We start from the raw sequence: 23,288 nt of genomic DNA, 5'->3' as shown, positions 1-23,288 counted from the left end.
TCAATCCGACCGTTCCCAGATGGCGCGCGCGGCGAGGCCTTTGTGGCGCCCCTGCAACGGGCGGGGCCACGACGGCCTCGCCGCGCGCGCTCCTGAGCCGGCTCACGCGGCGGCCCGGTGCGCGGGCCGCGCCTTGGCGTCCGGGTTCGGGCGACGCCGGGAGAACAGGGAGATCAGCACCGGGACGATCACGAGGATCAGGTTCGGCGCCAGGATGATGCCGCCCACCACCACGAGCGCCAGCGGCTTCTGCACCTGCGAGCCGATGCCGGTGGAGACCGCGGCCGGCAGCAGGCCGACGCAGGCCGCCACGCAGGTCATCATCACCGGGCGCATGCGCACCACGGCGGCGTGCCAGACCGCCTCCTGCGGCTTCCAGCCCTCGTCGAGCAGCTGGTTGTAGTAGGCGAGCAGGATCACGCCCTCCATGGTCGAGATCCCGAACAGCGCGATGAAGCCGATCGCCGCCGAGATCGAGAACGGCGTGCCGGTCAGCGCCAGGGCGAAGATGCCGCCGATCATCGCCATCGGGATGACCGACAGGGTCAGCAGCATGTCGGCCACCGACGAGAAGTTGATGTAGAGCAGCAGCGCGATCAGCAGCAGCGTGATCGGCACCACGAGGCTGAGGCGAGCGGCCGCCTCCTTCAGGTTGGTGAACTGCCCGACCCATTCCAGCCGGTAGCCCGGCGGCAGGTCGACCGCATCGGCGACCTTGCGCTGGGCCTCCAGCACGGCGCTGCCGAGGTCGCGGCCGCGCACTGAGAACTTCACCGGGATATAGCGCTGCTGGTCCTCGCGGTAGATGAACGAGGCGCCGGAGACGAGGTCGACGTCGGCGATCTCGGAGAGCGGCACCTGGATCACGCCGCCGTTGGGGTTCTGGGCGCCGACCGCGATGTTGCGGATGCCCGCGAGCGAGGAGCGGTACTCCTTGGCGAGCCGCACCCGCATCGGGAAGTGGCGGTCGGAGCCGTACTCGTAGAGGTCGCCCGCGGTCTGGCCGCCGATCGCCGCCTGGATCGTGGTGTTCACGTCGCCGATCGACAGGCCGTAGCGCGCGGCCTTGTGGCGGTCGACGTCGATCCGCACCGTCGGCTGGCCGAGGGATTCGAACACCGACAGGTCGGTGACGCCCGGGACGGTGGCGAGCGCGGCCTTGACGGCGTTGGCGGTCTTGGTGAGCTGGGCGAGGTCGTTGCCGTAGATCTTGACCGAGTTCTCGCCCTTCACGCCCGAGGCCGCTTCCTGGACGTTGTCCTCGATATACTGCGAGAAGTTGAACTCGATGCCGGGGAATTCCGCCTCCAGCTTCTTGCTGAGGTCCTGGATCAGCGTCTCCTTGTCGAGGCCCTTGCGCCACTGGTCGATCGGCTTGAGCGGCGCCAGGATCTCGACGTTGAAGAAGCCGGTGGCGTCGGTGCCGTCGTTCGGGCGGCCCTGGTGCGACAGGACGGTGGTGACCTCCGGAACCTCCTGGAAGATCTTGCGCATGCGCTGGACGTAGGCGTTGCCGGCCTCCAGCGAGATCGAGGACGGCATCGTCCCGCGCACGTAGAGGTTGCCCTCCTCGAGACGCGGCAGGAACTCGAGGCCGAGATTGCGGGCCGTGAGGCCCGAAACCAGGAGCACCGCCAGCATCACGGCGATCGCCAGGACGCGGTTGCGCAGGCCGAAGCGCAGAGCCGCCTCGTGGCCGACGCGCAGCACCCGCACGATCAGGGTGTCGCGCTCCTCGAGCTTCTTCGGCAGCATCAGGGCCGAGAGCGCGGGCGAGACCGTGAAGGTCGCGAGCAGGCCGCCCAGCAGCGCGTACGCGTAGGTCTTGGCCATCGGCCCGAAGATGTGGCCCTCGACACCGGTCATCGTGAACAGCGGCAGGAAGCCGACGATGATGATGGTCGCCGAGAAGAAGATCGCCCGGTTCACCTCGCGGCCGGCGACCGCGATGGTGCCGAGCCGGCCCGTCAGGCCGCTGGGCGGAGCCTCGCCCTTCACGTGGTCGGGCTCGGCGATGTGGCGGAAGACGTTCTCCACCATGATCACGGTCGCGTCGACGATCAGGCCGAAATCGATCGCGCCGAGCGACAGGAGGTTGGCCGAGTCGCCGCGCACAACCAGGATCAGGATCGCGAAGCCGAGCGCGAACGGGATCGTGGCCGCCACGATGATCGCGCTGGTGAGCGAGCCGAGGAACAGCCACTGCACCACGAAGACCAGCACCACGCCGAAGACGAGGTTGTGCATCACCGTGTGGGTGGTGGTGTGGATCAGGCCCGAGCGGTCGTAGATCCGCTCGATCTTCACGTCGGGCGGCAGGATCGTGGAGCTGTTGATCTTGTCGATCTCGGCCTCGACCCGCTCCAGCGTCGGCAGGCTCTTGCCGCCGCGGGTCATGAGCACGATGCCCTCGACGATGTCGGGCTGGTTGTCGTGGCCGACGATGCCGAGGCGCGGGGCGTTCGACACGCGCACCTCCGCCACGTCCCGCACCAGCACCGGGGTGCCGTTGACGAGGCTGATCATCGTGTCCCGGATGTCGTCCATGTCGCGGATCAGGCCGATGCCGCGCACCACCGCCGATTGCTGCCCGACGTTCAGCGTCTGGCCGCCGACGTTGATCGAGGCGTTGTTCAGCGCGTTGGTCAGTTGCACCAGGGTCAGGCCCTGGGCCTGGAGGCGGTTCAGGTCGACCGCGACCTCGTACTCCTTGGCCTTGCCGCCGAAGGCCGTGACGTCGACGACGCCGGGGATCGCCTTGAACCGGCGCTGCAGCACCCAGTCCTGCAGGGTCTTCATGTCCATGGGCGAGTAGCCGGCCGGGCCGACGAGCTTGTAGCGCATGATCTCGCCCACCGGGCTCGTCGGCGAGATCTGCGGCGTGGCGCCGTTGGGCAGCGTCGGGGCCTGCGACAGGCGGTTGAGGACCCGCTGCAGCGCCTGCTCGTACGTGTACTCGTAGTTGAACTGGACCTTCACGTCCGAGAGGCCGAACAGCGAGATTGTCCGGACCACCTGGGCGTTCGGGATGCCGGCGAGCGCCACCTCCAGGGGAATGGTGATGTAGCGCTCGATCTCGTCGGCCGACTGGCCCGGGTTCTGGGTGATCACGTCGACGAGCGGCGGGACCGGATCCGGGTAGGCCTCGATGTTGAGCTGCGTGTAGGCGCCGTAGCCGACGCCGAGCATCACGACGAACAGCAGCACCACCAGCACGCGCTGGCGCAGCGAGAAGGCGATCAGGGCGTTCATCGGACCGGATCCCCGCTCAGGACGCCTTGTCGCCGGTGGCCGCCCGGTCGATGAACAGGGCCCCCCGGGTGACGACCTGCTCGCCCGCGCGCAGGCCCTGCACGACCTGGGCGTTGTCGCCGTTGATCAGGCCGAGCTTGATGTCGCGCGCCTCCACGGCGCCGTCCGGCCGGGCCACCCAGACGTGGGTGCGGTCGCCCTCGTACACGATGGCGGCCACCGGCACGCTCGGGCTCGGCTCGCCCTTGCCGGTGATGATCGTGTAGGTGGCGAACATCTCCGGCCGCAGCACCCGGTCCGGGTTGTCGACCTCGCTGCGCACGGCGAGCCGCCGCGTCGCCGGGTCGAGGCTGGAGGCCATGTAGTTCACCCGGGCCTTGAACACCCGCGCGCCGAAGCCCGCCACCTTCGCCTCGACCTCCTGGCCGATGCGGATCTTCGGGATCTCGCTCTCGCGGACGTTGGCCACGAGCCAGACCGTCGACAGGTCGCCGATCACGAAGACCGGGTCGCTGGAGGCGGAGAGGTACTGTCCGATGCCGACCTTGCGCTGGACGATCGTGCCGGCGATCGGCGCCCGGATCTGCGTCTCGGCGCTCATCGTGCCCTTCTTCTCGAAGGCGGCGATCTCGGCGTCGGTCTTGCCCAACAGGCGCAGGCGGCTCTTCACCGCGTCGAGGGCGCCCTCGGCGGTCTTCAGGTCGCTCTGGGCGGCGATGACGTCGTTCTGCGCCGACTGGTAGTCCTTCAGCGCCGTCGCGTGGGCCTGGAACAGCTCCTGCTGGCGCTGCGCGATGGTCTGGTCGAGCTTCAGGAGCGCCTGCTGCTTCTGGAGGTTGTTCACGGCCGCCTGATAGTCGTTCTGCGCCTGGACCATGTCGGTGGCCTCGAGCGTCAGCAGCACGTCGCCGGCCTTCACGTCGTCGCCGGCGCGGACCAGGACCTTCGTCACCCGGCCGGCATAGGGCGAGACCACCGGGACGTTGTCGTCCTCGTTGAGGGCGATGCGTCCCTCGGCCGTGCCCTCGGGCCGGAACACGAGGTTGGCGACCGGCAGGATCTCGAAGGCGGCGCGCTGCTCCTTGGACGGCCGGAACACCCGCTCCACCGGACCGGCCTTCTCGACGTCGATGCCCGGGTCGGGGTTGCCCGGGGCGAACAGCCCGGTCACCGCCGCGACGAGGTGCGCGACGGTCTCGCGGGTCCGGTCGGGAAACGCGAAGGCGGCGCCGAGGGCGAGCGCGAGCAGCACGACGGCGACCAGCAGGCCGGGCCACCGGCGCCCGCGCGCGGGCACGGTGACGGCCTCGTCCTGGTCCAGCGGATTTCGGGCGTCCATGCGGATGATCTTCTAGGTCCGGGCCGAGAGTCCGGGCTGCGTGACGAGAGTACGATTCGTGACCGGGCGACGCCTACATCAATGCGGTCGCTGGTGCTTTTCTATGGCGCGCCGCGGGAAGATTCCGGCGGTCCCGCGTGCCTAGAGCAAAGCTTGTCAGACAGGCAATCGATCCGGCGCCCCGGTCGCGAAACCGTGTGGCCCCGTCTTCCTTTGACGGGATTTGTTACAATATGACAACGCTCGCGGGTCCAGGCCCGCGCGATCCCGCACCTGCCACCGAAGAACCCGTCATGTCCGATACGAGCAACGCTTCCGTCCCGGCCGCTCCCGGTTCAGCCGCCGGCAAGATCCCGGTCACCGTGCTCACCGGCTATCTCGGCGCGGGCAAGACCACGCTCCTCAACCGGATCCTCACCGAGAACCACGGCAAGCGCTACGCCGTGATCGTCAACGAGTTCGGCGAGATCGGCATCGACAACGACCTCGTCGTCGGCGCGGACGAGGAGGTGTTCGAGATGAACAACGGCTGCGTCTGCTGCACGGTGCGCGGCGACCTGATCCGGATCATGGACGGGCTGGTCAAGCGCCGGGGCAAGTTCGACGCGATCATCGTCGAGACCACCGGGCTCGCCGACCCGGCCCCCGTGGCGCAGACCTTCTTCGTCGACCAGGATGTCGGCGAGGCCGCCCGCCTCGACGCCGTGGTGACGGTGGCCGACGCCAAGTGGCTGTCCGACCGCCTGAAGGACGCGCCCGAGGCGAAGAACCAGATCGCCTTCGCGGACGTGATCCTGCTCAACAAGAGCGACCTCGTCTCCCCGGCCGACCTCGACCGCGTCGAGGCCGAGATCCGCACGATCAACCCGCTGGCCAAGCTCCACCGGACGCAGAACTGCGCGGTGCCCCTCGACGCCGTGCTCGAGCGCAACGCCTTCGACCTCGACCGCATCCTCGACGTCGAGCCCGACTTCCTGGAGGCGGGTCACCACCACCACCACGATTCCGACATCCGCTCGGTCTCGGCGAAGATCGAGGGCGCGGTCGACCCGGACAAGTTCATGCCGTGGATCTCGAACCTGACCCAGTCGCAGGGGCCGGACATCCTGCGGTGCAAGGGGATCGTGGCCTTCCCGGACGAGCCGAAGCGCTTCGTCTTCCAGGGCGTGCACATGATCCTCGACGGCGACGTGCAGGGCGACTGGGGCAAGGACGAGGAGCGGGTCTCGCGGGTGGTGTTCATCGGCCGCAACCTCGATCCGGCGGCGATCAAGGAGGGCTTCGAGGCCTGCCGCGCCTGAACCGGCGGTGCGCCGCCGAGGGGCGCGGCGCGCCGGGAAGGCGATTCTCAACGTTTGGATGGCATCACCGACGGCGCGGGCCAGCGTAACCGGCCCGCGGAGCCCGCGTATCCATGGCCCACACCGCAGCGCCCGCAGGCCCGGTCCCGTCCGGGTCGGTGGGCGGAGTCCCGCTCATCGCGGCCGTCGAGGGGCTGGCCAAGGCGCTGTTCGCGGCGTTCATCTTCTTCGCCTGCTTCGCCTTCTCGGAAACCTCCCCCTACGACGCGGTCGCGATCCCCACGATCCTGCTCTGGCTCTGCCTCGGCGTGCGGCTGCACCGCGGGGCGGTGCCCCTGGTGGCGCTCCTCCTGCTCTACCTCGCGGCCATCGTCACCGCGCTGCTGCCGTACCTGAACGAGGACTTCCCGGTCACCTGGACCGTGCAGCTGATCTACCTCTCGATCACCTGCATCTTCTTCGCCATGTTCTTCGCGGACGACACGCACGCCCGGATGGAGCTGGCGCTCAAGGCCTACACGGCGAGCTGCGTGTTCTCGGCGGCGCTGGGCATCGTCGGCTACCTGCAATGGCTCGGGATCGAGGACCTGTTCTACAAGTACGACCGGGCCTCGGGCACCTTCCAGGACCCGAACGTCTTCGGCTCGTTCCTGACGCTGGGCGCCCTCTACCTGATGCACGGCCTGCTCACCGGCTCCACCCGCCGGCCGCTCGTGTCCCTCGCCGGCCTGCTGGTCATCGTGGCCGGCATCTTCCTGTCGTTCTCGCGCGGGTCCTGGGGCGGGAGCGTCGTCGCGGTGCTCCTGATGGTGGGATCGATCTATGCCGGCAGCGCCTCCCCGCGCCTGCGCCGCCGCATCGTGCTCCTGACCCTCGCGACCCTCGTCCTCGGCACCGCCGCGGTGATCGGGCTGCTCTCGGTCGACCACGTCCACAAGATGTTCGAGACCCGGGCGGCGCTGACCCAGGACTACGACCAGGGCGAGACCGGGCGCTTCGGCAACCAGATCCGCGGCTTCGCCATGCTGCTGGAGCGGCCGTTCGGGATGGGGCCGATGCACTGGCGGCTGACCTTCGGGCTCGAACCGCACAACTCCTACATCGGCTCCTTCGCCAACGGCGGCTGGCTCGGGGGCGCGGTGTTCATCGGCCTCGTGGCGGCGACCGGCCTCGTCGGGTTCCGGCTCCTGGCCCGGCCGTCGCCGGTCCGGGCGCACGCCCAGATCGTCTGGCCGGCGCTGCTGATGTTCTTCCTGCAGGCGGTCCAGATCGACATCGAGAAGTGGCGCCACGTCTACATGATGCTGGGCATGGTCTGGGCGCTGGAGGCCGCGCGGTTGCGCGCGGGCACGCCGCCGCAGGCGGGCGCGCTTGAAACGCGGCGCTAGGCGCGGCATCGCTCGGTGGCGGCCGAGCTGCCGATCGGCACCCGGAGACGGTACGTGAACACACAGCCGGACAGCGAGCGCGACCGGCTCGCGGCCCTCGAGGCCCTCGCGATCCTCGGGACCCCGTCCGAGCCGCATTTCGAGGCCGTCTGCCGGACGGCCCGCCGCCTGTTCGGTGTGCGCACCGCGTTCGTGGCCTTCCTCGACGACACGCATCAGTGGCTCAAGACCCCCTGCGCGGAGGTGCCGACCACGCTGCGGCGGGCGGAGACCTTCTGCCAGCACACGATCCGCAGCGACGCCCTCGTGGTGGTCCCCGATGCCCGGCTCGACGCGCGCTTCCGCGACCTGACCATCGCCGCCGCACCGGGCGGGATCCGGTTCTACGCGGGCATCGCGCTGAGTCTCCAGCCGGGCCTCCGGATCGGGACCCTCTGCCTCGCCGATCCCCGGCCCCGCTTCGATTTCTCCCCCGAGGACGCGGCTGCCCTCCGCGACCTCGCCGAGGTCGTCGTGGCGCATCTGCGCCTCACGGAGGCCAATGTCCGGCGCGACCGGGAGATCGCGCAGGCGGCGATCCGCGAGGCGGTCATCCGGGAGCAGCACCGGGAGATCAACGCGCGGGCCCGCGCCCAGGAGGCGGCGAACCACCAGCTCACCATGGCCGAGCAGCTCGCCAGCGTCGGGAACTGGCGCATCGAGCTCGGGGACGGGCAGCCGGTCTGGTCGGCCAGCCTCTACGCCATCGCGGGCCGCGACCCCGCGACCCCGCCGCCGCACCTCGACGTCTTCGCGGAGATCTACCATCCCGACGACCGTGCCCGGCTGGAGGCGATCGTCGCCGACGCGGTCGCCCGTCGGACCCGGTTCGATTTCGAGGCCCGGCTGCTGCGGCCGGACGGCGAACTCCGCGACGTCGTCGTGCGCGGCATGGCCCGGGGGGAGGGGGCGAGCGCCGGCCTCTTCGGCGTGCTGATCGACGTGACCGAGCGCCGGCGCGCCGAGGACGAGGTGCGCCGCAGCGAGCTGCGCTACCGGGGCCTCGCCGAGGCTCTGCCGCTCCTCGTCTGGACCATGCGGGTCGGGGACGGCCAGGCGACCTACGTGAACGCGCAGTTCCAGGCCTATTACGGGCCGATCGGGCCCGAGCGCGCGGAGCGCCTCGTCCGGAATCACCCGGAGGATGCCGCCGCCATGGAAGCGGCCTGGATCCGGGCCGTCGAGACCGGCACGGGATACAGCGGCCAGTGGCGGATCCGCCGTCACGACGGCGTCTACCGGTGGCACAAGCTCTCGCTGATCCCGATCCGCCTCGATCCGGCGGACGGCGCGGTGGCGGAGTGGCTCGGTACCGCGCTCGACGTCGACGACATCGTCACGGCGCGGCTCGCCGTCGAGGAGGCCCGCGGCCTGCTGGACATCGCCCTCGACGCCGCTGAGGCCGGCACCTGGGACTGGGACATGCGCACGGGGCTCGCCGTCCTCAGCCCGGAAAGCGCGCGGATGCACGGTCTGCCGGATACCGGCGGTGCCCACACGATCTCGGCGTCCGCGTGGACGGCGCTGATCGATCCCGACGACGTGGCCGATGTCTGGACCGAGATCCGGCGGGCGGTCGAGTCCGGCACCCCCTACGCGGCCGAGTTCCGGGTCGGCGCGCGCTGGCTCTACGCGCGGGGCCGGACGCTCTCCGGAGCCGACGGCCAGCCGCAGCGCATGGTCGGCCTCCATCTCGACATCACCGAGCGCAAGGCGGTCGAGGCGGCCCTGCGCACCGCCACGCGGGACGCCGAGGCGGCCCGCACCGAGGCGGAGCGGGCGAGCGCGGCCAAGAGCGAGTTCCTCGCCGCCATGAGCCACGAGATCCGCACCCCGCTGAACGGCATCCTGGGCTACGCCGATCTGCTCCTCGACGGCGACGCGATCCAGAACGAGGACCGGCGCCGCCTGGAGCTGATCCAGAGCTCCGGCGCGGCCCTGCTGACGGTCGTCAACGACATCCTCGACTTCTCGAAGATCGAGGCGGGCGAGCTGACCCTGGATCCGGTCACCTTCCCGCTGGTCTCGATCGTCGACGGCACGGTCTCGATCGTGCGGGGCAGCGCGCTCCGCAGCGGCCTCGCCATCGAGGCCCGGATCGACCCGGCCCTGCCGACCTTCGTGGTCGGCGATGCCGGGCGCCTGCGTCAGGTGCTGCTCAACCTGCTGAACAACGCCGTGAAGTTCACGCCCGAGGGCTCGGTCACGGTGATCGTGGAGCGGGAGGACGCCGGCGGCGCGCCCGGCGGGCGGCCCGGCGACACGGTCCGGTTCTCGGTGGTCGATACCGGCATCGGCATCGCGCCGGCGCAGCAGGACCGGCTGTTCAAGCGGTTCAGCCAGGTCGACGGCTCGATCAGCCGGCGCTTCGGCGGCACCGGCCTCGGCCTCGCGATCTCCCGGCACCTCGTGACGCTCATGGGCGGCGAGATCGGGGTCGAGAGCCGCGAGGGGGCGGGCTCGACCTTCTGGTTCCGGCTGGTGCTGCCCCGCGCCGAGCAGGGCGCCGCGGCCTCGGGCGCCGCGGCCGACGCGGGTGCGCCGCCGCGGCCGCCGCCGGCCGCGGCTCCGGCGGACGGGGATGCCCGGGGGGCGCCGCTGCGGCTGCTGCTCGTCGAGGACGTGCCGCTCAACCAGGAGCTCGCCTGCGCGGTGCTCGAATCCCAGGGCTACGCGGTGGACGTGGCCGGAGACGGCGCCGAGGCGATCACGGCCGTCGGGTCGTCCGTCGCGGCCGGCCGGGCCTACGATCTCGTGCTGATGGACGTCCAGATGCCCCGCGTCGACGGGCTCACGGCCACGCGCCGCATCCGCGCCCTGGCGCCGCCCGCCTGCGACATCCCGATCGTCGCCATGACCGCCAACGTCCTGCCGTCGCAGATCGAGGAGCTGCGCGAGGCCGGGATGGACGATTACGTCGGCAAGCCGTTCCGGCGGGCCGACCTCTTCGCCACGATCAGCCGCTGGACGGCGCCGGGCGCGCGGCGGCCGGCGCGGGCCGAGGAGCCGCGCCGCCTGCCGCAGGTGGATTCGGCGGTGCTCGACGCGGCTGTGCTGACCGAGATGGAGGCGAGCTTCGGGGCCGACCGCGTCGGGGCGCTGCTCGATCTCCTGGCCAACGAGCTGTCCGAACGGTTCCGGCCGAGCGAGACCGACCGCCTGCAGATCGCCCACGACGCGCACGCCCTGGTGGCGGCGGCCGGGCTCCTGGGCTTCGTCGGGCTGTCGAGCCTCTGCCGCGAGGTGGAGGCCGCCGCCCACGCCGGCGCCGACCTGATGCCGCTGATCCGGCGCCTGGAGATCCAGCGAGCGACCGCGCTCCGCGCCATCCGGCAGCTGCGCGCGGCCTGACCCGGTGCGGCGCCCGCCGGCGCCGCACCGCTCTCAGGGGCCTTCCGCCGCGTCGGTCTCGGGCAGCGGGTCGCCGGTCCAGGTCGTCGCGAAGGCGGCGAGCTCCCGCGCGTCGGCGAAGGCCGCCACGGTGACCTCGCGCGCGGCCGGCTCCGCGCCCGGATAGGGCGCCAGCAGGACGCGCACCCGGGCGAGCCGGCCGCCGGGTGCCTTCTCGGCGATCCAGGCCTGCGCCTCCGGCGTGAAGCGCTCCGGGCCGTCGAGGGCCCGGGCGTCGGTGCGCAGCACGACCACGTAGGTGCCGAGGCTCGGATCGGCCTCCTGCACCGCCTTGACGATGTCGATCACGGGTTCTCCGCGAAGTCGTTGAGCTGGACCTGGGCCTGCGCCGAGGTGAAGTTCGGGATGTCGGCGAAGATCTCCTCGCCGTGGGCGGCCACGGCCTTCTTGAAGGCGTCGACCGATTCGAAGGTGAGCAGGGCCATCACCTGGAACGGGGCGGCGCCGCCGTCCGGCGTGCCGGCGCCCTTGACGACCTTCGCGTCGTGGAGGCCGAGGGACGACCAGCGCTCGCGCACCAGCGGCATGTGGTGGCCGAGATAGTAGCCCATGTCGAAGCTCGGGCCGGCCGGGTACATCACGCTTACCAGGATCATGGTGTTTCCTTCCTGTGGCGCGCCCGGTCGATCCGGGCGCCCGTCCTCGGTTCGTACGGCGACGGTCAGTGCAGCTTCACCCGCGGCTCGGTGCGCCGGGTGAGCGCGCGGGCCAGGGTGTCGAGGGCGGTCTTGGCCGTGCCGTGCAGCGCCCGCTCGTGCATCTTGTAGAGCGAGCGGTACATCATCCGGGCGAACAGACCGGCGATGAGCATGTTCTTGCCGCGGACGAAGCCCATCAGGCTGCCCACGGTCGAGTACTCGCCGAGGGAGACCAGCGAGCCGAAATCCTTGTACCGGAACGGCTTCAGCGGCTTGCCGTCGATCTTCGCCTGGATCTGGCCGATCAGGTGGCTCGCCTGCTGGTGGGCCGCCTGCGCGCGCGGCGGCACCGGCGTGTCGGATCCGGCCTCCACCAGGTAGGCGCAGTCGCCGATGGCGAAGATGTCGGGATCGCGGGTCGTCTGCAGCGTCGGCGTCACCACCAGCTGGTTGGTCCGCGTCGTCTCCAGGCCGCCGATGCCCTGCAGGAAGGGCGGCGCCTTCACGCCCGCCGCCCAGACGACCAGCTCGGACGGGATGAAGGTGCCGTCGGCGAGCTGCACGCCGTCAGCGCGCACCTCGGTGACCCGCGCCTTCACGCGCACGTCGACGCCGATCTTGCTGAGGAGCTGCATCACCTCCGCCGAGAGGCGCTGCGGCACCGCCGGCAGGATCCGGTCGGCGGCCTCGACCAGGGTGATGCGGATGTCCTTGCCCGGGTCGATCTTGTCGAGCCCGGTGGAGACGACGTGGCGCAGGGTCCGGTGCAGCTCGGCGGCGAGCTCCGTCCCGGTCGCGCCCGCGCCGATCACCGTGACGTGGAGCTGCCCGGGCCGGACCGGGCCGGCCTGCGTGTGCGCCCGCAGAGAGGCGTTCACCAGACGCTGGTGGAAGCGCACCGCCTGGTCCTGGGTGTCGAGGGCGATGGCGTGCTCGGCGACGCCCGGCGTGCCGAAATCGTTGGTGGTGGAGCCCACCGCCATCACCAGCGTGTCGTAGGGGACGGCGCGCTCGGGCGTGACCTCGCGCCCTTCCGCGTCGTAGCTCGCGGCGAGCTGGATCGTGCGCGCCTCCCGGTCGAGCCCGGTCATCCGCCCGATCCGGTAGCGGAAGCCGTGCATGTGGGCGTGGTGCAGGTAATCCACCGCGTGGTGGCCGACGTCGAGGCTGCCGGCCGCCACCTCGTGGAGCAGCGGCTTCCAGATATGCGTCCGGGCGCGGTCCACGAGGGTGACGTGCGCGCGCTTGCCGCGCCCGAGCTTGTCGCCGAGCTTCGTGACCAGCTGCAGTCCGGCGGCGCCGCCGCCGACCACCACGACGCGATGAAGGCCCGACTCGTTCTCGACGGATGCCATCGACACTCTTTCTCCCCCCGGACCGGGATCAGTCGCCGGCCTCCTTACACGGCCTGGGTTGCCGAATACCACATCGCCGGCCGCGACCCCCGGTCACGAGTGCGACGTCGCGCACCGGGCGGGCGGCGCGCGGAGCCCGGTCACCCCTGCGGGGCGCCCGGCTGGCGCAGCGGGTGTGCCTCCGCGACCGCCGGCAGGGCGAGGCAGGCCTCGGCGATTCGCGCGACCGTCGGGTAGGCCGCCGTGTCGATGCCGAAGATGCCCGTCCCGACCCAGAGGCTGACTAGGCAGAGGTCGGCGTGACTCACCGAATCGCCCTGGCAGAACCGGCCCGTTCCCGGCTCGGTGGCGAGGCGCGTCTCCAGGGTCCGGAGGCCGGTCTCGAAGGCGTTGCGGAGGAAGTCCAGCATGCGCTCCCGTGGCAGGCCGTAATGCTCCATCAGGAAGGTGCGCACCCGGGGCACGTAGAGCGGGTGGGTGTCGCACGCGACCACCTGCGCCAGCGAGCGGGCCCGGGCCCGCGCCCGGGGCTCCTCGGGCAGCAGGCGGACGCCGTCCCGCGTCTCCTCCAGGTAGTCGAGGATCGCCAGCGACTGGGTGAGCGGCGGGCCGTCGCCGTCGAACAGCGCCGGCACCGCGCCCTGCGGGTTGATCCTGCGGAACTCCGGCTTGTGCTGGTCGCCCGCGTCGAGGTCGATGAAGGTCTCCTCGTACGCGATGCCCTTCAGCTTCAGGGCGATCCGCACCCGGAAAGCCGCGGCCGAGCGCCAGTTGCCGTACATGTGCATGGGTGAGCGATCTCCGACGGGGCCGGACGAGCACAGCCGAGTTTGCGGCGGGCCGCAAGGGGGGCGCGGGGGGGGCGCGGGCGCGGCGGCCCCCGGGGGCGACAAGCGGTCCCGCCGGGCCCATATCGGTCTCCCGCACCGGAGAGCCCGCACGATGGCCGATCAGACCGACGCCCGCCGCTTCATTCCCCTGAACATCGCGGTCCTGACCGTCTCCGACACGCGCCGTCCGGAGGACGACCGCTCGGGCGACACCCTGACCCAGCGCCTCACCGAGGCGGGGCACAGTCTGGCGGCCCGGTCCATCGTTCCGGACGAGATCCCGGCGATCCGCGAGCGGGTGGAGGCGTGGCTGCGCGATCCCGGCGTCGACGTGGTGATCACCACCGGCGGGACCGGCTTCACCGGCCGCGACGTCACCCCCGAGGCGCTGGAGCCGCTGTTCGAGAAGCGCATGGACGGCTTCTCGGCCGTGTTCCACCGGATCTCGTACGACAAGATCGGCACCTCGACCCTGCAATCCCGCGCCACCGCGGGGGTCGCGCGGGCGACCTACGTGTTCGTGCTGCCGGGCTCGCCCGGCGCCTGCCGCGACGCCTGGGACGGGATCCTGGCCCAGCAGCTCGACTACCGGCACCGGCCCTGCAACTTCGTCGAGATCATGCCGCGCCTCGACGAGCACCTGCGGCGCGGCGCGAGCCTCACCGTGTGAGGCGGCGCTAGGCCAGATTCCCCTCCTTGCGGCGCAGGACAGAGTGCTTGCGGCCGTAGAAGAAGTACACGACGAGGCCGATCGCCATCCAGATCACCAGCCGCAGCCACGTGTCGAGGGGCAGGCCGATCATCAGGAGCAGGCAGGACAGGATGCCCAGGATCGGCACGACCGGCACGGCGGGCGCCCGGAACGGCCGCTTCATGTGGCGCTCGGCGCGCCGCAGGTAGAGCACCGAGCCGCAGACGAGGATGAAGGCGGCGAGCGTGCCGATGCTGACCATCTCGCCGAGGATGTGGATCGGCACCAGGGCCGCCACCACGGCGACCGCGGCCCCGATGAGCGCCTGGCTGCGATACGGCGTCTGGTAGGTCGGGTGGACGTGGGAGAACATCTTCGGCAGCAGGCCGTCCTGGGCCATGGTGAAGAAGATCCGGCTCTGGCCGTAGAGCAGGACGAGGATCACCGTGGTCAGCCCGGTCAGCGCCCCGAGCTTGATCAGGAGGGCGAACCAGCCGATGCCGATCATGTCGACGCCCTTGGCGATCGGGTCCGGGACGTTCAGCTCCTTGTAGGGCACGAGCCCGGTGAGCACGGCGGCGACGAGCACGTACAGGATCGTGCAGACCGCCAGCGAGCCCAGGATGCCGATCGGCATGTCCTTCTGGGGTCTGCGCGCCTCCTGGGCGGCGGTCGAGACCGCGTCGAAGCCGATGAACGCGAAAAACACCACGCCCGCGCCGCGCAGGACGCCGCTGGTGCCGAAATGTCCGAAGGTCCCGTCGTTCTCGGGGATCAGCGGGCTCCAGTTGGCGGCGTTCACATGGCTCCAGCCGAGAACGATGAAGGCGATCACGACGGTGAGCTTCACCGCGACCATGACGTTGTTGAAGCGCGCCGATTCCTTCGTGCCCCGCATCAGCAGGATCGTGATCAGCGCCACGATCAGCACGGCCGGCAGGTTGAACAGGGCGGTCCCGCCGCCCTCGATCGGCGTGCCCGGCGCGTTGGCGAACTGCGCGGGGATCACGATGCCGACACTCTTGAGGATGCTGGTCATGTAGCCCGACCAGCCGACCGCCACGGTGGCGGCGCCCATGGCGTATTCGAGGATCAGGTCCCAGCCGATCAGCCACGCGAAGAACTCGCCGAGCGTCGCGTAGGTGTAGGTGTAGCTCGAGCCGGCGACCGGGATCAGCGCGGCCATCTCGGAGTAGCAGAGGCCGACGAAGGCGCAGGCGATGCCGCCGAGCACGAAGGACAGCATGATCCCCGGCCCGGCATACTGGGCCGCGGCGGTGCCGGTGAGGACGAAGATGCCGGCGCCGATGATCGCCCCGATACCCATCGCGGTGATCGAGAGGGCGCCGAGCGACTTCGAGAGCTGCTGCTCGCCCTCGCCGCTCTCGACGATGTCGTCGACCGACTTCCGCCCCATCAGGCCCGACGAATCCATGGCACCATCCTTCCAAGTCGGGGAGATTCAGCGCGCGTCGACACGGCCGGAGGCGGCGCCGTTTCTGCCGCGCTTCCAGAGTTGTAGCGGCAGATCGACCGACAACAACGTGAGCCGGCGCAAGATTCGCACGGTCGCGATTCTTCCGGTCAGGCGCGCTCGATCCGGGCGATCAGCGGCCTGACCTTGAGGCGGCCCGCGAACGCGCCCTCGGCCCGCAGGGCCTCGCGCCGGACGACGTCGCCGGCCCGGGCCTGCCGGGCGCCGGCGACGGTCTCCGTGCGCCTGACGAGGCGGCCGAGCCAACCCCCGGCCGGGCGGTGCAGGCGGCCGAGCGCCGTCTCCGGCCGCGCCGTCCCGACGAAGCGGTCGAGGGTGCGGATCCAGCCCTCGGCCGGGACGTCGCCCGCCTCCAGGCACAGGATCCAGTCCCGCCGGGCCGCGACGGCGCCCGCCGCGTAGGGATTGCCGCCCCGGTGCAGCACGAGGGTCGCACCCGTGGCCTCCGCGACGGCCGCCACGGCCTCGCTCTCGCGGCCCGCGACGATCACCGCGTCGCCGACGAGGCCGCCGGCCACGCCGGAGACGAGCACGCTGAGCGTGTCGGCCAGGCGATCGATCGCGTCCGGCTCGGCCGGGTCGGCCAGATAGGTCACGGCGGAGAGCATGAGCGCGCGCATAGACGATTCTGCGGCGCCGTAAACTGCCCTGCCGTCTCCGCGCGGACGCGCCGCTGCCCGGACGGGCCACGGAGCCGGATTTGCCTGAAAAAGAGGCGATCGCCGGCGGTTTGTTCGTTGTATGTTCCGATCGGTTTCCGGAGTGGGGCGAGTCGGGATGGTGGACACGCGCGACGGAACCGCGTCCGGGACCGTGACGCGACTCGGCCCGAGCGCCGCGGATCCGGCCGCCCGGCGCGGGCGCGGCGCGACGGCCAACCCGACCGGCCGGTACGAATCTGCCCGGCGCGAGGCGTTCCACGACGGGACCTGGACGGCGGACCCTCCGGCGCCCCTGCGCACGCAGGTCACGCCGGAGCGGTCCGCCCGGATCATCGCGCGCAACGGCTCGCCCGACATCCCGTTCGATCGGTCGATCAACCCGTACCGGGGCTGCGAGCACGGCTGCATCTACTGCTACGCGCGCCCCACCCATGCCTGGCTCGGCCTTTCGCCGGGGCTCGATTTCGAGTCGCGGATCTTCACCAAGCCGGACGCCGCCCGGCTCCTCGCCCGCGAGATCGCCGCGCCGGGCTACCGGCCAGAGACGATCGCCCTCGGCACCGCCACGGATCCCTATCAGCCGGTCGAGCGGGAGCACCGGCTCACCCGCGGGGTGCTGGAGGTGCTGCGAGAGGCCCGCCATCCCGTCAGCATCACCACCAAGTCGGACCTCGTGCTGCGCGACCTCGACCTTCTGGCCGAGATGGCGGCGGACGACCTCGTGCTGGCGGCGATCTCGCTGCCGACGCTGGATCCGGACCTCGCCCGCCGCCTCGACCCGCGGGCGCCGCGGCCGGACAAGCGGCTCGCGGCGATGCGGGCGCTGAGCGCGGCGGGAGTGCCCGTCATGGTCAACGTCTCGCCGATCATCCCCGGCCTGACCGATCACGAGATCGAGTCGATCCTGGCCGAGGCGCGCGCGCACGGGGCGAGCCGCATCGGCCACGCGCTGCTGCGCCTCCCCGGCGAAGTCGCCGACCTCGTGGCCGACTGGTTCGCCGAGCACTATCCGGAGCGCCGGGCGCGGACCTTCGCACTCCTGCGGGACGCCCGGGGCGGGCGCGAGAACGACCCGCGCTTCGGCCACCGCTTCCGCGGGGAGGGGGCCTACGCGGCGATGATCGGCCAGCGGGTCCGACTCGCCGGCACCCGTCTCGGCTTCGCCTTCGGACGGATGGATCTGAACCGCGACGCGTTCCGCAAGCCCGGCTCGCAGCTTGTGCTGCTCTGAAACGCGACCGACGCGGTGTCGCCCGCGCGCGAGGCGGCGGATCTGCCCGATTACCATATCTCCTCGATAAATTCAGTAGTTGTTCCATGATCGTCGTCAATATATTAAATACGAGTTATATTTGTTCCGCGGTTGTGAATGTTTTTTATAGCGCGATGTTCTATGATGCATAACCTAGGAACGTAAGGTTGACATCTGTTGTTTTGTGAGTCAAATGCCGGGAATGATGAGCTTTTGTGGTGCATAATGAGTCCGCAACGATTAATATATTGTATTAATGCAAGATACTGAGGTCGATGCTGTGCGTAGAAAAGGGATTGTGTTCGGCGTTTGTGTCCTCCGATCGCGCCTCTGTACCGCGCGCGCGGTGATCCGGTCGCGGGCGAGCCGCGCTCCGCGGCCCTGCCCGATGCGGCCGGTCGCGGCTGCTGGCCTCCCTTGAGGCGGTGGAGTCTCCGGACGCCGACCTCGATGCCGACCGGGCGCGCTTCCTGTCCGATGACCGGACCGGGATCGCCGGCGAGCCCGCGACCTCGCCGCGCCCTCCGGGCGAACCGGGCCGGCGCCGCGTCGGGGTGCCCCTGGGGGCCGGCCGTCCCCGGATCGCGCGGTCACAGCCCCCGGGGGCCGTCGTGTCGCTCAGCCTTTCCGGCGACCGAGGCCGACCGGCCGCCCTGCTCGAACCGGGCAGCCCGGCGGCGGGCCGCATGTCTCGACGCACTGCGAAGAGAGAACTCAACCCTCATGCTGCGTCTTCCGCGTCCTTCAATCGGCACGATCCTGTGCGCGATCCTGTTCTCACTCAGCGCCCTACTGCTGGCCGCGGGCGCCCGGACGGCACACGATGCCCGCGCGCAGGAGCGGGAGAGCCGCCGCGTGGTCGCGCTCACGGAAGGCAGCCGGATCCTCCTCGAGGTCCTGCTCGCCGTGCGCCTCGAGCGGGCACGGACTCTGCAAGCGCTGATCGCCGCGGGCAGGATCCCGCCCGCCGACGCGGCCCTGATCGCCCGGCAGCGCGCGACCCGGACCGAACGGCTGGAGGCTCTCCTGATCCTGGTGCGCGCGATCGACACCGCCGCGGTGGCGAAGACGGTCGATCCGCTCCGACGCGCGCACGAGGCCGTCACCGGCCTGTCCGCGCGGATCGACGCGGCCCTCTCGGTCCCGATCGCGGAGCGCGCCGCCGCGACGGCGGAGGTCGCCGCGACCGCTTTCCGGGATCTGCTCGACGCGCTCTCGGCGACCAGCGGGGCCGTCGACGTCACGATCCCGCGCCGCGACGCGGCGCTGGCCCGCGCCCTGGACATCAAGCGTGCCGCCTGGATCACGCGGGTCGCGATCGGCGGCAACGTGGCGCGGGCCGAGACGGCCGTGACGCGGGGGACGGGCTGGTCCGAGGAGGAGCGCCTCGCCGAGGCCGAGGAGCGCGGCCGCGTCGCGGCGAGCTGGGCGAACCTCGTCGAACACATGGACGACACGCTGCCGCGGGAGGTCCAGGACGCCTTCGTGAGGGCGGGCGCCAGCAACTTCGAGGGCGAGGTCGCGGCGCGGCGGCAGGCCCTGCGGGCGGCCCTGAGCCGGGGCCAGTCGCCGGGCGTCGCGATCCAGGACCTGCGTGACCGCAACACGCGGGAGGTCAACACCATCGCCGACCTCGCCCAGGCGGCGCTGAACGCGATGGTCGCCCGCGCGCAGGCGCTCGCCGCGGAGGCGGAGGCGACGCTGCTCCACACCAGCCTGTTCCTGGCCGCCTCGGTGGTGCTCGCCGGTGTCGGCGCCGTCACGGTCTTCCGCCGCGTGCTCGGACCGCTGCGGGCCATGATCCGGGCGATGCGGGCGCTCGCCTCCGGGAACGTCGCCGTGGAGATCCCGGCCCGCGGACGGCGGGACGAGATCGGCGCGATGGCGGCGGCCGTGCAGGTCTTCCGCGACAACCTCGTCCGCACCCGCGCCCTGGAGGCGGACGCGGCCGAGGCGGCGCGCGCCGCAGAGGCGCAGCGCCGGACGATGACGCACACGCTGGCGCAGACCTTCGAGGCGGCGGTGGCCGGCATCGTCGGGCAGGTCTCCGCAGCCGCGACCGAGCTGCAGACCACGGCCTGGCAGATGACCACGACCGCCCAGGAGACCGCCAGCCAGTCCGATACCGTGGCCGCCGCCGCCGAGGAGGCCTCTGCCGGCGTCAGGACCGCCGCCGCCGCGGTGGAGGAGCTCGGCACCTCCGTCCAGGAGATCGGCCGGCAGGTCCAGGGCTCGTCCGAACTGGCCCGGATCGCGGTCGGCGAGGCCGACCAGACGGCCGCCCTGGTGGCGGCGCTCAACGCGTCCGTCGCCCGGGTCGACGCCGTCGTCGAACTGATCGCCGGCATCGCCGCTCAGACGAACCTGCTCGCGCTCAACGCCACGATCGAGGCGGCGCGGGCCGGTCAGGCCGGGCGCGGCTTCGCGGTGGTCGCCACCGAGGTCAAGGAGCTGGCCGCTCAGACCGGCCGCGCCACCGACGAGATCGGCCGGCAGATCGGCGAGATCCGGACCGTGACCGGTCAGGCGGTGCGGGCGATCGGCACGATCACCGGCCGGATCGGCGAGATCGACACCGTGGCCGCCGCCATCGCGGCCGCGGTGGAGCAGCAGGGGGCGGCCACGCGGGAGATCGTCCGCAACGTCGCCCAGGCCAGTGTTGGCACGCAGGAGGTGACCGGCAACATCGCCGGGGTGGCGCAGGCGGCCGACCAGACCGGGCGCGCGGCCGACCACGTGCTCACGGCCGCCACCGCGCTCACGCGTCAGTCGGAGGAACTCGCCGCGGAGGTCCACCGCTTCCTGGCGGGCGTCCGGGCCGCGTGACCCGTCTTGCCCGGCTCAGTCGAACCCGCGGGTGAAGCTGAGCCGGTGATGCGCGCTGCGCCCGAGCTGCGTCAGGCCGGCGCGGTGGACGGCCGTCCCGTAGCCGACGTTCCGCTCCCAGCCGTAGCCGGGATGGCGCCGGGCGAGGCGCCGCATCAGCTGGTCCCGGAGCACCTTGGCGACGATCGAGGCGGCGGCGATCTGCGGCACGAGGTGGTCGCCGCCGATCACGGCGCGGCCGGGCAGGCCCGGCAGGGCGTCGCGCCCGTCGACCAGCACGGGCGCGGCGAGGCCGAGCCGCGCCACCGCCCGCGCCATGGCGTCGAGGGTCGCGCCGCGGATGTTGATCCGGTCGATCAGGGCGCGCGATCCCGCCGCTACCGCGACCCGCGCGTGGGCGCGGATCAGGGGCGCCAGCCGCTCCCGCACCGGCTCGGGAACGCGCTTGCTGTCGTCGAGGGCCGCGAGCAGGTCGGGCGGGATCGCCGTCGGATCGAACCAGACCGCGGCCACCACCACCGGTCCGCAGAGCGCGCCGCGCCCGACCTCGTCGCAGCCGATCGCCGCCGGATACGCGGCGGCCCGGGCGGGATCGAACGGGCCAGCGCCCGGGGACCGGGTCCTGACGGACGCGCGCGGTCCGGCGGTCGATCCAGTGGGCGGTCCGGCGTGCGGCTTGGCGTGCGGCTTGGCGAACGATTTGGCGGACGGCATCGCGCCGTCCTGCCATCCCGCGCGGGCGCCGTCACGCGTCAGGCGGCGTCCCGGGTGCTCCGGGCACCGCCATGCGCCTCGACGATGTTGCCGAAGAACTGCCGGGCGCTCACGTCCCAGCCGCAGCGCAGCGCCTCGGCCCGGCACTCGGCGCGCGACAGGCGCAAAGCCGCCAGCGCGGCGACCCGCAGATCCGGGTCGAGCACCCCGACCCGGGTGCCGCCGACGACGTCGTTGGGGCCCGGCACCGGGAAGGCCGCCACCGGGAGGCCGCTGGCCAGCGCCTCCAGGAGCACGATGCCGAACGTGTCGGTGAGGCTCGGGAAGACGAAGACGTCGCAGGCCGCGTAGACGGCCGAGAGGTCCGCGCCGGTGCGGGTGCCGAGGAAGCGGGCCTCCGGCGCGAGCGCCTGCAGCCGCGCGCGGTCCGGCCCGTCGCCGACCACCACTTTCGTGCCGGGCAGATCGAGGCTCAGGAAGGCCGCGACGTTCTTCTCCACCGCCAGCCGCCCGACGTAGAGGAACAGCGGCCCCGGCAGGCCGGCGAGTTCCGCCGGCGCGGGCGTCCCGGGCTCGGCCGGCCGGAACCGCTCCGTGTCCACGCCCCGAGTCCAGCGCATCAGGCGGCCGAAGCCCCGCGCCGCGAGCTCGCCCTGGAGCGAGGCGGTGCTGACCATCGTCCCCCGGGCGGCGCCGTGGAACCGGCGCAGATACGCGTAGGACCACGCCTCCGGCACCGGGGCGCGGGCGGCGAGGTATTCCGGGAAGCGCGTGTGGTAGCTCGTCGTGAAGGGCAGGCCGTGCGCGAGGCAGTGCCGGCGCGCCGCGAGGCCCACCGGCCCCTCCGTGGCGATGTGCACGTGGCTCGGCCGCTCGGCCCGCCAGCGCGCCGCCACCCGCTCGCGCCCGGCATAGGCGAGGCGGATCTCGGGGTAGCCCGGCAGCGGCAGCGAGCGGAAATCCGCCACCGACAGCAGGGCCGTGGCGAAGCCGTGCTCCGGCGCGCGGCGGACCATCTGCTCGAGGGAGCGCACGACGCCGTTCACCTGGGGGTGCCACGCGTCGCTGGCGATCAGGAGCTTCACGGCGGCGCCCTCACGCCACCGCGCGCCGGCCCGGCAGGGTCTGCGGCACGATCTCGGCCGCCCGCGCCCGCAGGAGGCTCGGGTAGTGCAGCACCTCGATGCGGCCGTCGTAGTGCTCCACGAGCCCCGTGCAGGATTCCACCCAGTCGCCGGTGTTGAGGTAGCGCAGGTCGCCGATCGGCCGGTCGGCCGCGTGGTGGATGTGGCCGCAGATCACCCCGTCGGCGCCCTGGCGGCGCGCCTCCTCGGCCAGGATCGTCTCGAAGCGGCCGATGAAGCTCACGGCGTTCTTGACGCGCAGCTTCGCCCAGGCGGAGAGCGACCAGTAGGACAGGCCGAGACGCCGCCGCACCTTGTTGATCAGCGTGTTGAGCGAGAGCGCCAGCGTGTAGGCGCCGTCGCCCAGATGGGCGAGCCACGGCGAGTGGCGCACGACCATGTCGAACTGGTCGCCGTGGATGACGAGGTAGCGCTTGCCGTCGGCCGCCTCGTGGATCGCGGTCTCGGCCAGCTCGATGCCGCCGAAGCTCGTGCCCACGTAGTCGCGCAGGAACTCGTCGTGGTTACCCGGCAGGTAGACGATCCGCGCGCCCTTGCGGACCTTGCGCAGGAGCTTCTGCACGACGTCGTTGTGCTCCTGCGGCCAGTACCAGCCCGAGCGCAGCTGCCAGCCGTCCACGATGTCGCCGACGAGGTAGATCGTGTCGGCGTCGTAGTCCTTCAGGAACGACAGCAGCAGGCCGGCCTGGCAGCCGCGCGTGCCGAGATGCAGGTCGGACAGGAACAGCGTCCGCACGCGGACCGGCATCTCCTCAACCTCGGCCACGGCACCCTCTCCCGGCGGCTGTACGGTGCCGGGATCCAGAGCGCGATCCGATCTCAGTTTGATGACGCGGGTTCGGACGGGGCGGAAAGACTTCGGTGTGCGGTGCCGCGAAGCCTCTCAACCGGAGCTCGACTTCGTTGCGTCGCACAAAAAATTTTTTTGGCAAGTTCCGGAAGTTTTTCCG

At 71.6% G+C, this 23,288-nt stretch carries 17 protein-coding genes; 6 read left to right on the top strand and 11 right to left on the bottom strand.

Annotated features, from left to right (window positions below):
• Positions 1-102: 102 nt before the first annotated feature.
• Positions 103-3,252 (bottom strand): CusA/CzcA family heavy metal efflux RND transporter, encoded by a 3,150-nt coding sequence (locus BKE41_RS19510; protein ID WP_070999999.1) that lies wholly within the window; start codon positions 3,250-3,252, stop codon positions 103-105.
• Positions 3,253-3,268: 16 nt separating this feature from the next.
• Positions 3,269-4,591, bottom strand: coding sequence for an efflux RND transporter periplasmic adaptor subunit (locus tag BKE41_RS19505; RefSeq protein ID WP_012320621.1), 1,323 nt, complete (start codon positions 4,589-4,591; stop codon positions 3,269-3,271).
• A 293-nt stretch (positions 4,592-4,884) separates the two neighbouring features.
• On the opposite strand from BKE41_RS19505, the gene BKE41_RS19500 reads away from it, so the two are divergent.
• The 3 genes from BKE41_RS19500 (at position 4,885) to BKE41_RS19490 (ending at position 10,670) form a co-directional block, all read left to right on the top strand.
• Positions 4,885-5,892 carry a GTP-binding protein gene (locus BKE41_RS19500; protein WP_012320620.1) on the top strand — a complete coding sequence of 336 codons (1,008 nt, stop codon included), beginning with the start codon at positions 4,885-4,887 and terminating at the stop codon, positions 5,890-5,892.
• Positions 5,893-6,005: 113 nt separating this feature from the next.
• Entirely contained in the window at positions 6,006-7,280 is a 1,275-nt protein-coding gene (locus tag BKE41_RS19495; protein WP_070999998.1) for an O-antigen ligase family protein, read from the top strand.
• A 54-nt stretch (positions 7,281-7,334) separates the two neighbouring features.
• Positions 7,335-10,670 (top strand): GAF domain-containing hybrid sensor histidine kinase/response regulator, encoded by a 3,336-nt coding sequence (locus BKE41_RS19490; RefSeq protein WP_071000722.1) that lies wholly within the window; start codon positions 7,335-7,337, stop codon positions 10,668-10,670.
• A gap of 33 nt (positions 10,671-10,703) precedes the next feature.
• On the opposite strand, the gene BKE41_RS19485 is transcribed toward BKE41_RS19490, so the two are convergent.
• The 4 genes from BKE41_RS19485 to maiA form a co-directional block, all read right to left on the bottom strand.
• On the bottom strand, positions 10,704-11,018 hold the full coding sequence (locus BKE41_RS19485) for a hypothetical protein (protein WP_024829175.1): 315 nt from the start codon (positions 11,016-11,018) through the stop codon (positions 10,704-10,706).
• The gene (locus tag BKE41_RS19480) at positions 11,015-11,326 is read right to left on the bottom strand and encodes an EthD family reductase (RefSeq protein ID WP_012320616.1); all 312 of its coding nucleotides are present in this window, start codon (positions 11,324-11,326) and stop codon (positions 11,015-11,017) included. The genes BKE41_RS19485 and BKE41_RS19480 overlap by 4 nt, the downstream gene beginning before the upstream one ends.
• A gap of 65 nt (positions 11,327-11,391) precedes the next feature.
• On the bottom strand, positions 11,392-12,723 hold the full coding sequence (locus BKE41_RS19475; RefSeq protein WP_024829176.1) for an NAD(P)/FAD-dependent oxidoreductase: 1,332 nt from the start codon (positions 12,721-12,723) through the stop codon (positions 11,392-11,394).
• 140 nt (positions 12,724-12,863) lie between these two features.
• The gene (maiA, locus tag BKE41_RS19470) at positions 12,864-13,511 is read right to left on the bottom strand and encodes a maleylacetoacetate isomerase (RefSeq protein ID WP_029359836.1); all 648 of its coding nucleotides are present in this window, start codon (positions 13,509-13,511) and stop codon (positions 12,864-12,866) included.
• A gap of 154 nt (positions 13,512-13,665) precedes the next feature.
• Between maiA and moaB the strand changes: the two genes are divergently transcribed.
• The gene (gene moaB / locus BKE41_RS19465) at positions 13,666-14,223 is read left to right on the top strand and encodes a molybdenum cofactor biosynthesis protein B (RefSeq protein WP_012320613.1); all 558 of its coding nucleotides are present in this window, start codon (positions 13,666-13,668) and stop codon (positions 14,221-14,223) included.
• Between the two features lie 7 nt (positions 14,224-14,230).
• Here moaB and BKE41_RS19460 read toward each other — a convergent pair whose 3' ends face one another.
• Together BKE41_RS19460 and BKE41_RS19455 are read right to left on the bottom strand one after the other, a co-directional pair.
• On the bottom strand, positions 14,231-15,679 hold the full coding sequence (locus BKE41_RS19460; RefSeq protein WP_070999997.1) for an amino acid permease: 1,449 nt from the start codon (positions 15,677-15,679) through the stop codon (positions 14,231-14,233).
• Between the two features lie 149 nt (positions 15,680-15,828).
• Complete coding sequence (locus BKE41_RS19455; RefSeq protein ID WP_012320611.1) at positions 15,829-16,359, bottom strand: hypothetical protein; 531 nt, start codon at positions 16,357-16,359, stop codon at positions 15,829-15,831.
• 157 nt (positions 16,360-16,516) lie between these two features.
• Here BKE41_RS19455 and BKE41_RS19450 point away from each other — a divergent pair, with 157 nt between their 5' ends.
• Together BKE41_RS19450 and BKE41_RS19445 are read left to right on the top strand one after the other, a co-directional pair.
• Positions 16,517-17,632: a PA0069 family radical SAM protein gene (locus BKE41_RS19450; protein WP_070999996.1), complete on the top strand. Its 1,116-nt coding sequence runs from the start codon at positions 16,517-16,519 to the stop codon at positions 17,630-17,632.
• Between the two features lie 744 nt (positions 17,633-18,376).
• Complete coding sequence (locus BKE41_RS19445; RefSeq protein WP_070999995.1) at positions 18,377-20,479, top strand: HAMP domain-containing methyl-accepting chemotaxis protein; 2,103 nt, start codon at positions 18,377-18,379, stop codon at positions 20,477-20,479.
• 15 nt (positions 20,480-20,494) lie between these two features.
• Here BKE41_RS19445 and BKE41_RS19440 read toward each other — a convergent pair whose 3' ends face one another.
• The 3 genes from BKE41_RS19440 to BKE41_RS19430 are packed head-to-tail and all read right to left on the bottom strand — an operon-like array spanning position 20,495 to position 23,104.
• Complete coding sequence (locus BKE41_RS19440; RefSeq protein ID WP_012320608.1) at positions 20,495-21,193, bottom strand: ribonuclease HII; 699 nt, start codon at positions 21,191-21,193, stop codon at positions 20,495-20,497.
• A 38-nt stretch (positions 21,194-21,231) separates the two neighbouring features.
• Positions 21,232-22,278, bottom strand: coding sequence for a glycosyltransferase family 1 protein (locus BKE41_RS19435; protein ID WP_012320607.1), 1,047 nt, complete (start codon positions 22,276-22,278; stop codon positions 21,232-21,234).
• A gap of 10 nt (positions 22,279-22,288) precedes the next feature.
• On the bottom strand, positions 22,289-23,104 hold the full coding sequence (locus BKE41_RS19430) for a UDP-2,3-diacylglucosamine diphosphatase (RefSeq protein ID WP_024829183.1): 816 nt from the start codon (positions 23,102-23,104) through the stop codon (positions 22,289-22,291).
• Positions 23,105-23,288 lie beyond the last annotated feature (184 nt).

The organism is Methylobacterium sp. C1 (assembly GCF_001854385.1).
Classification (GTDB): domain Bacteria; phylum Pseudomonadota; class Alphaproteobacteria; order Rhizobiales; family Beijerinckiaceae; genus Methylobacterium; species Methylobacterium radiotolerans.
Note: the sequence above shows the minus strand (reverse complement) of the source record. Positions and strands in the feature narration are given on the sequence as shown.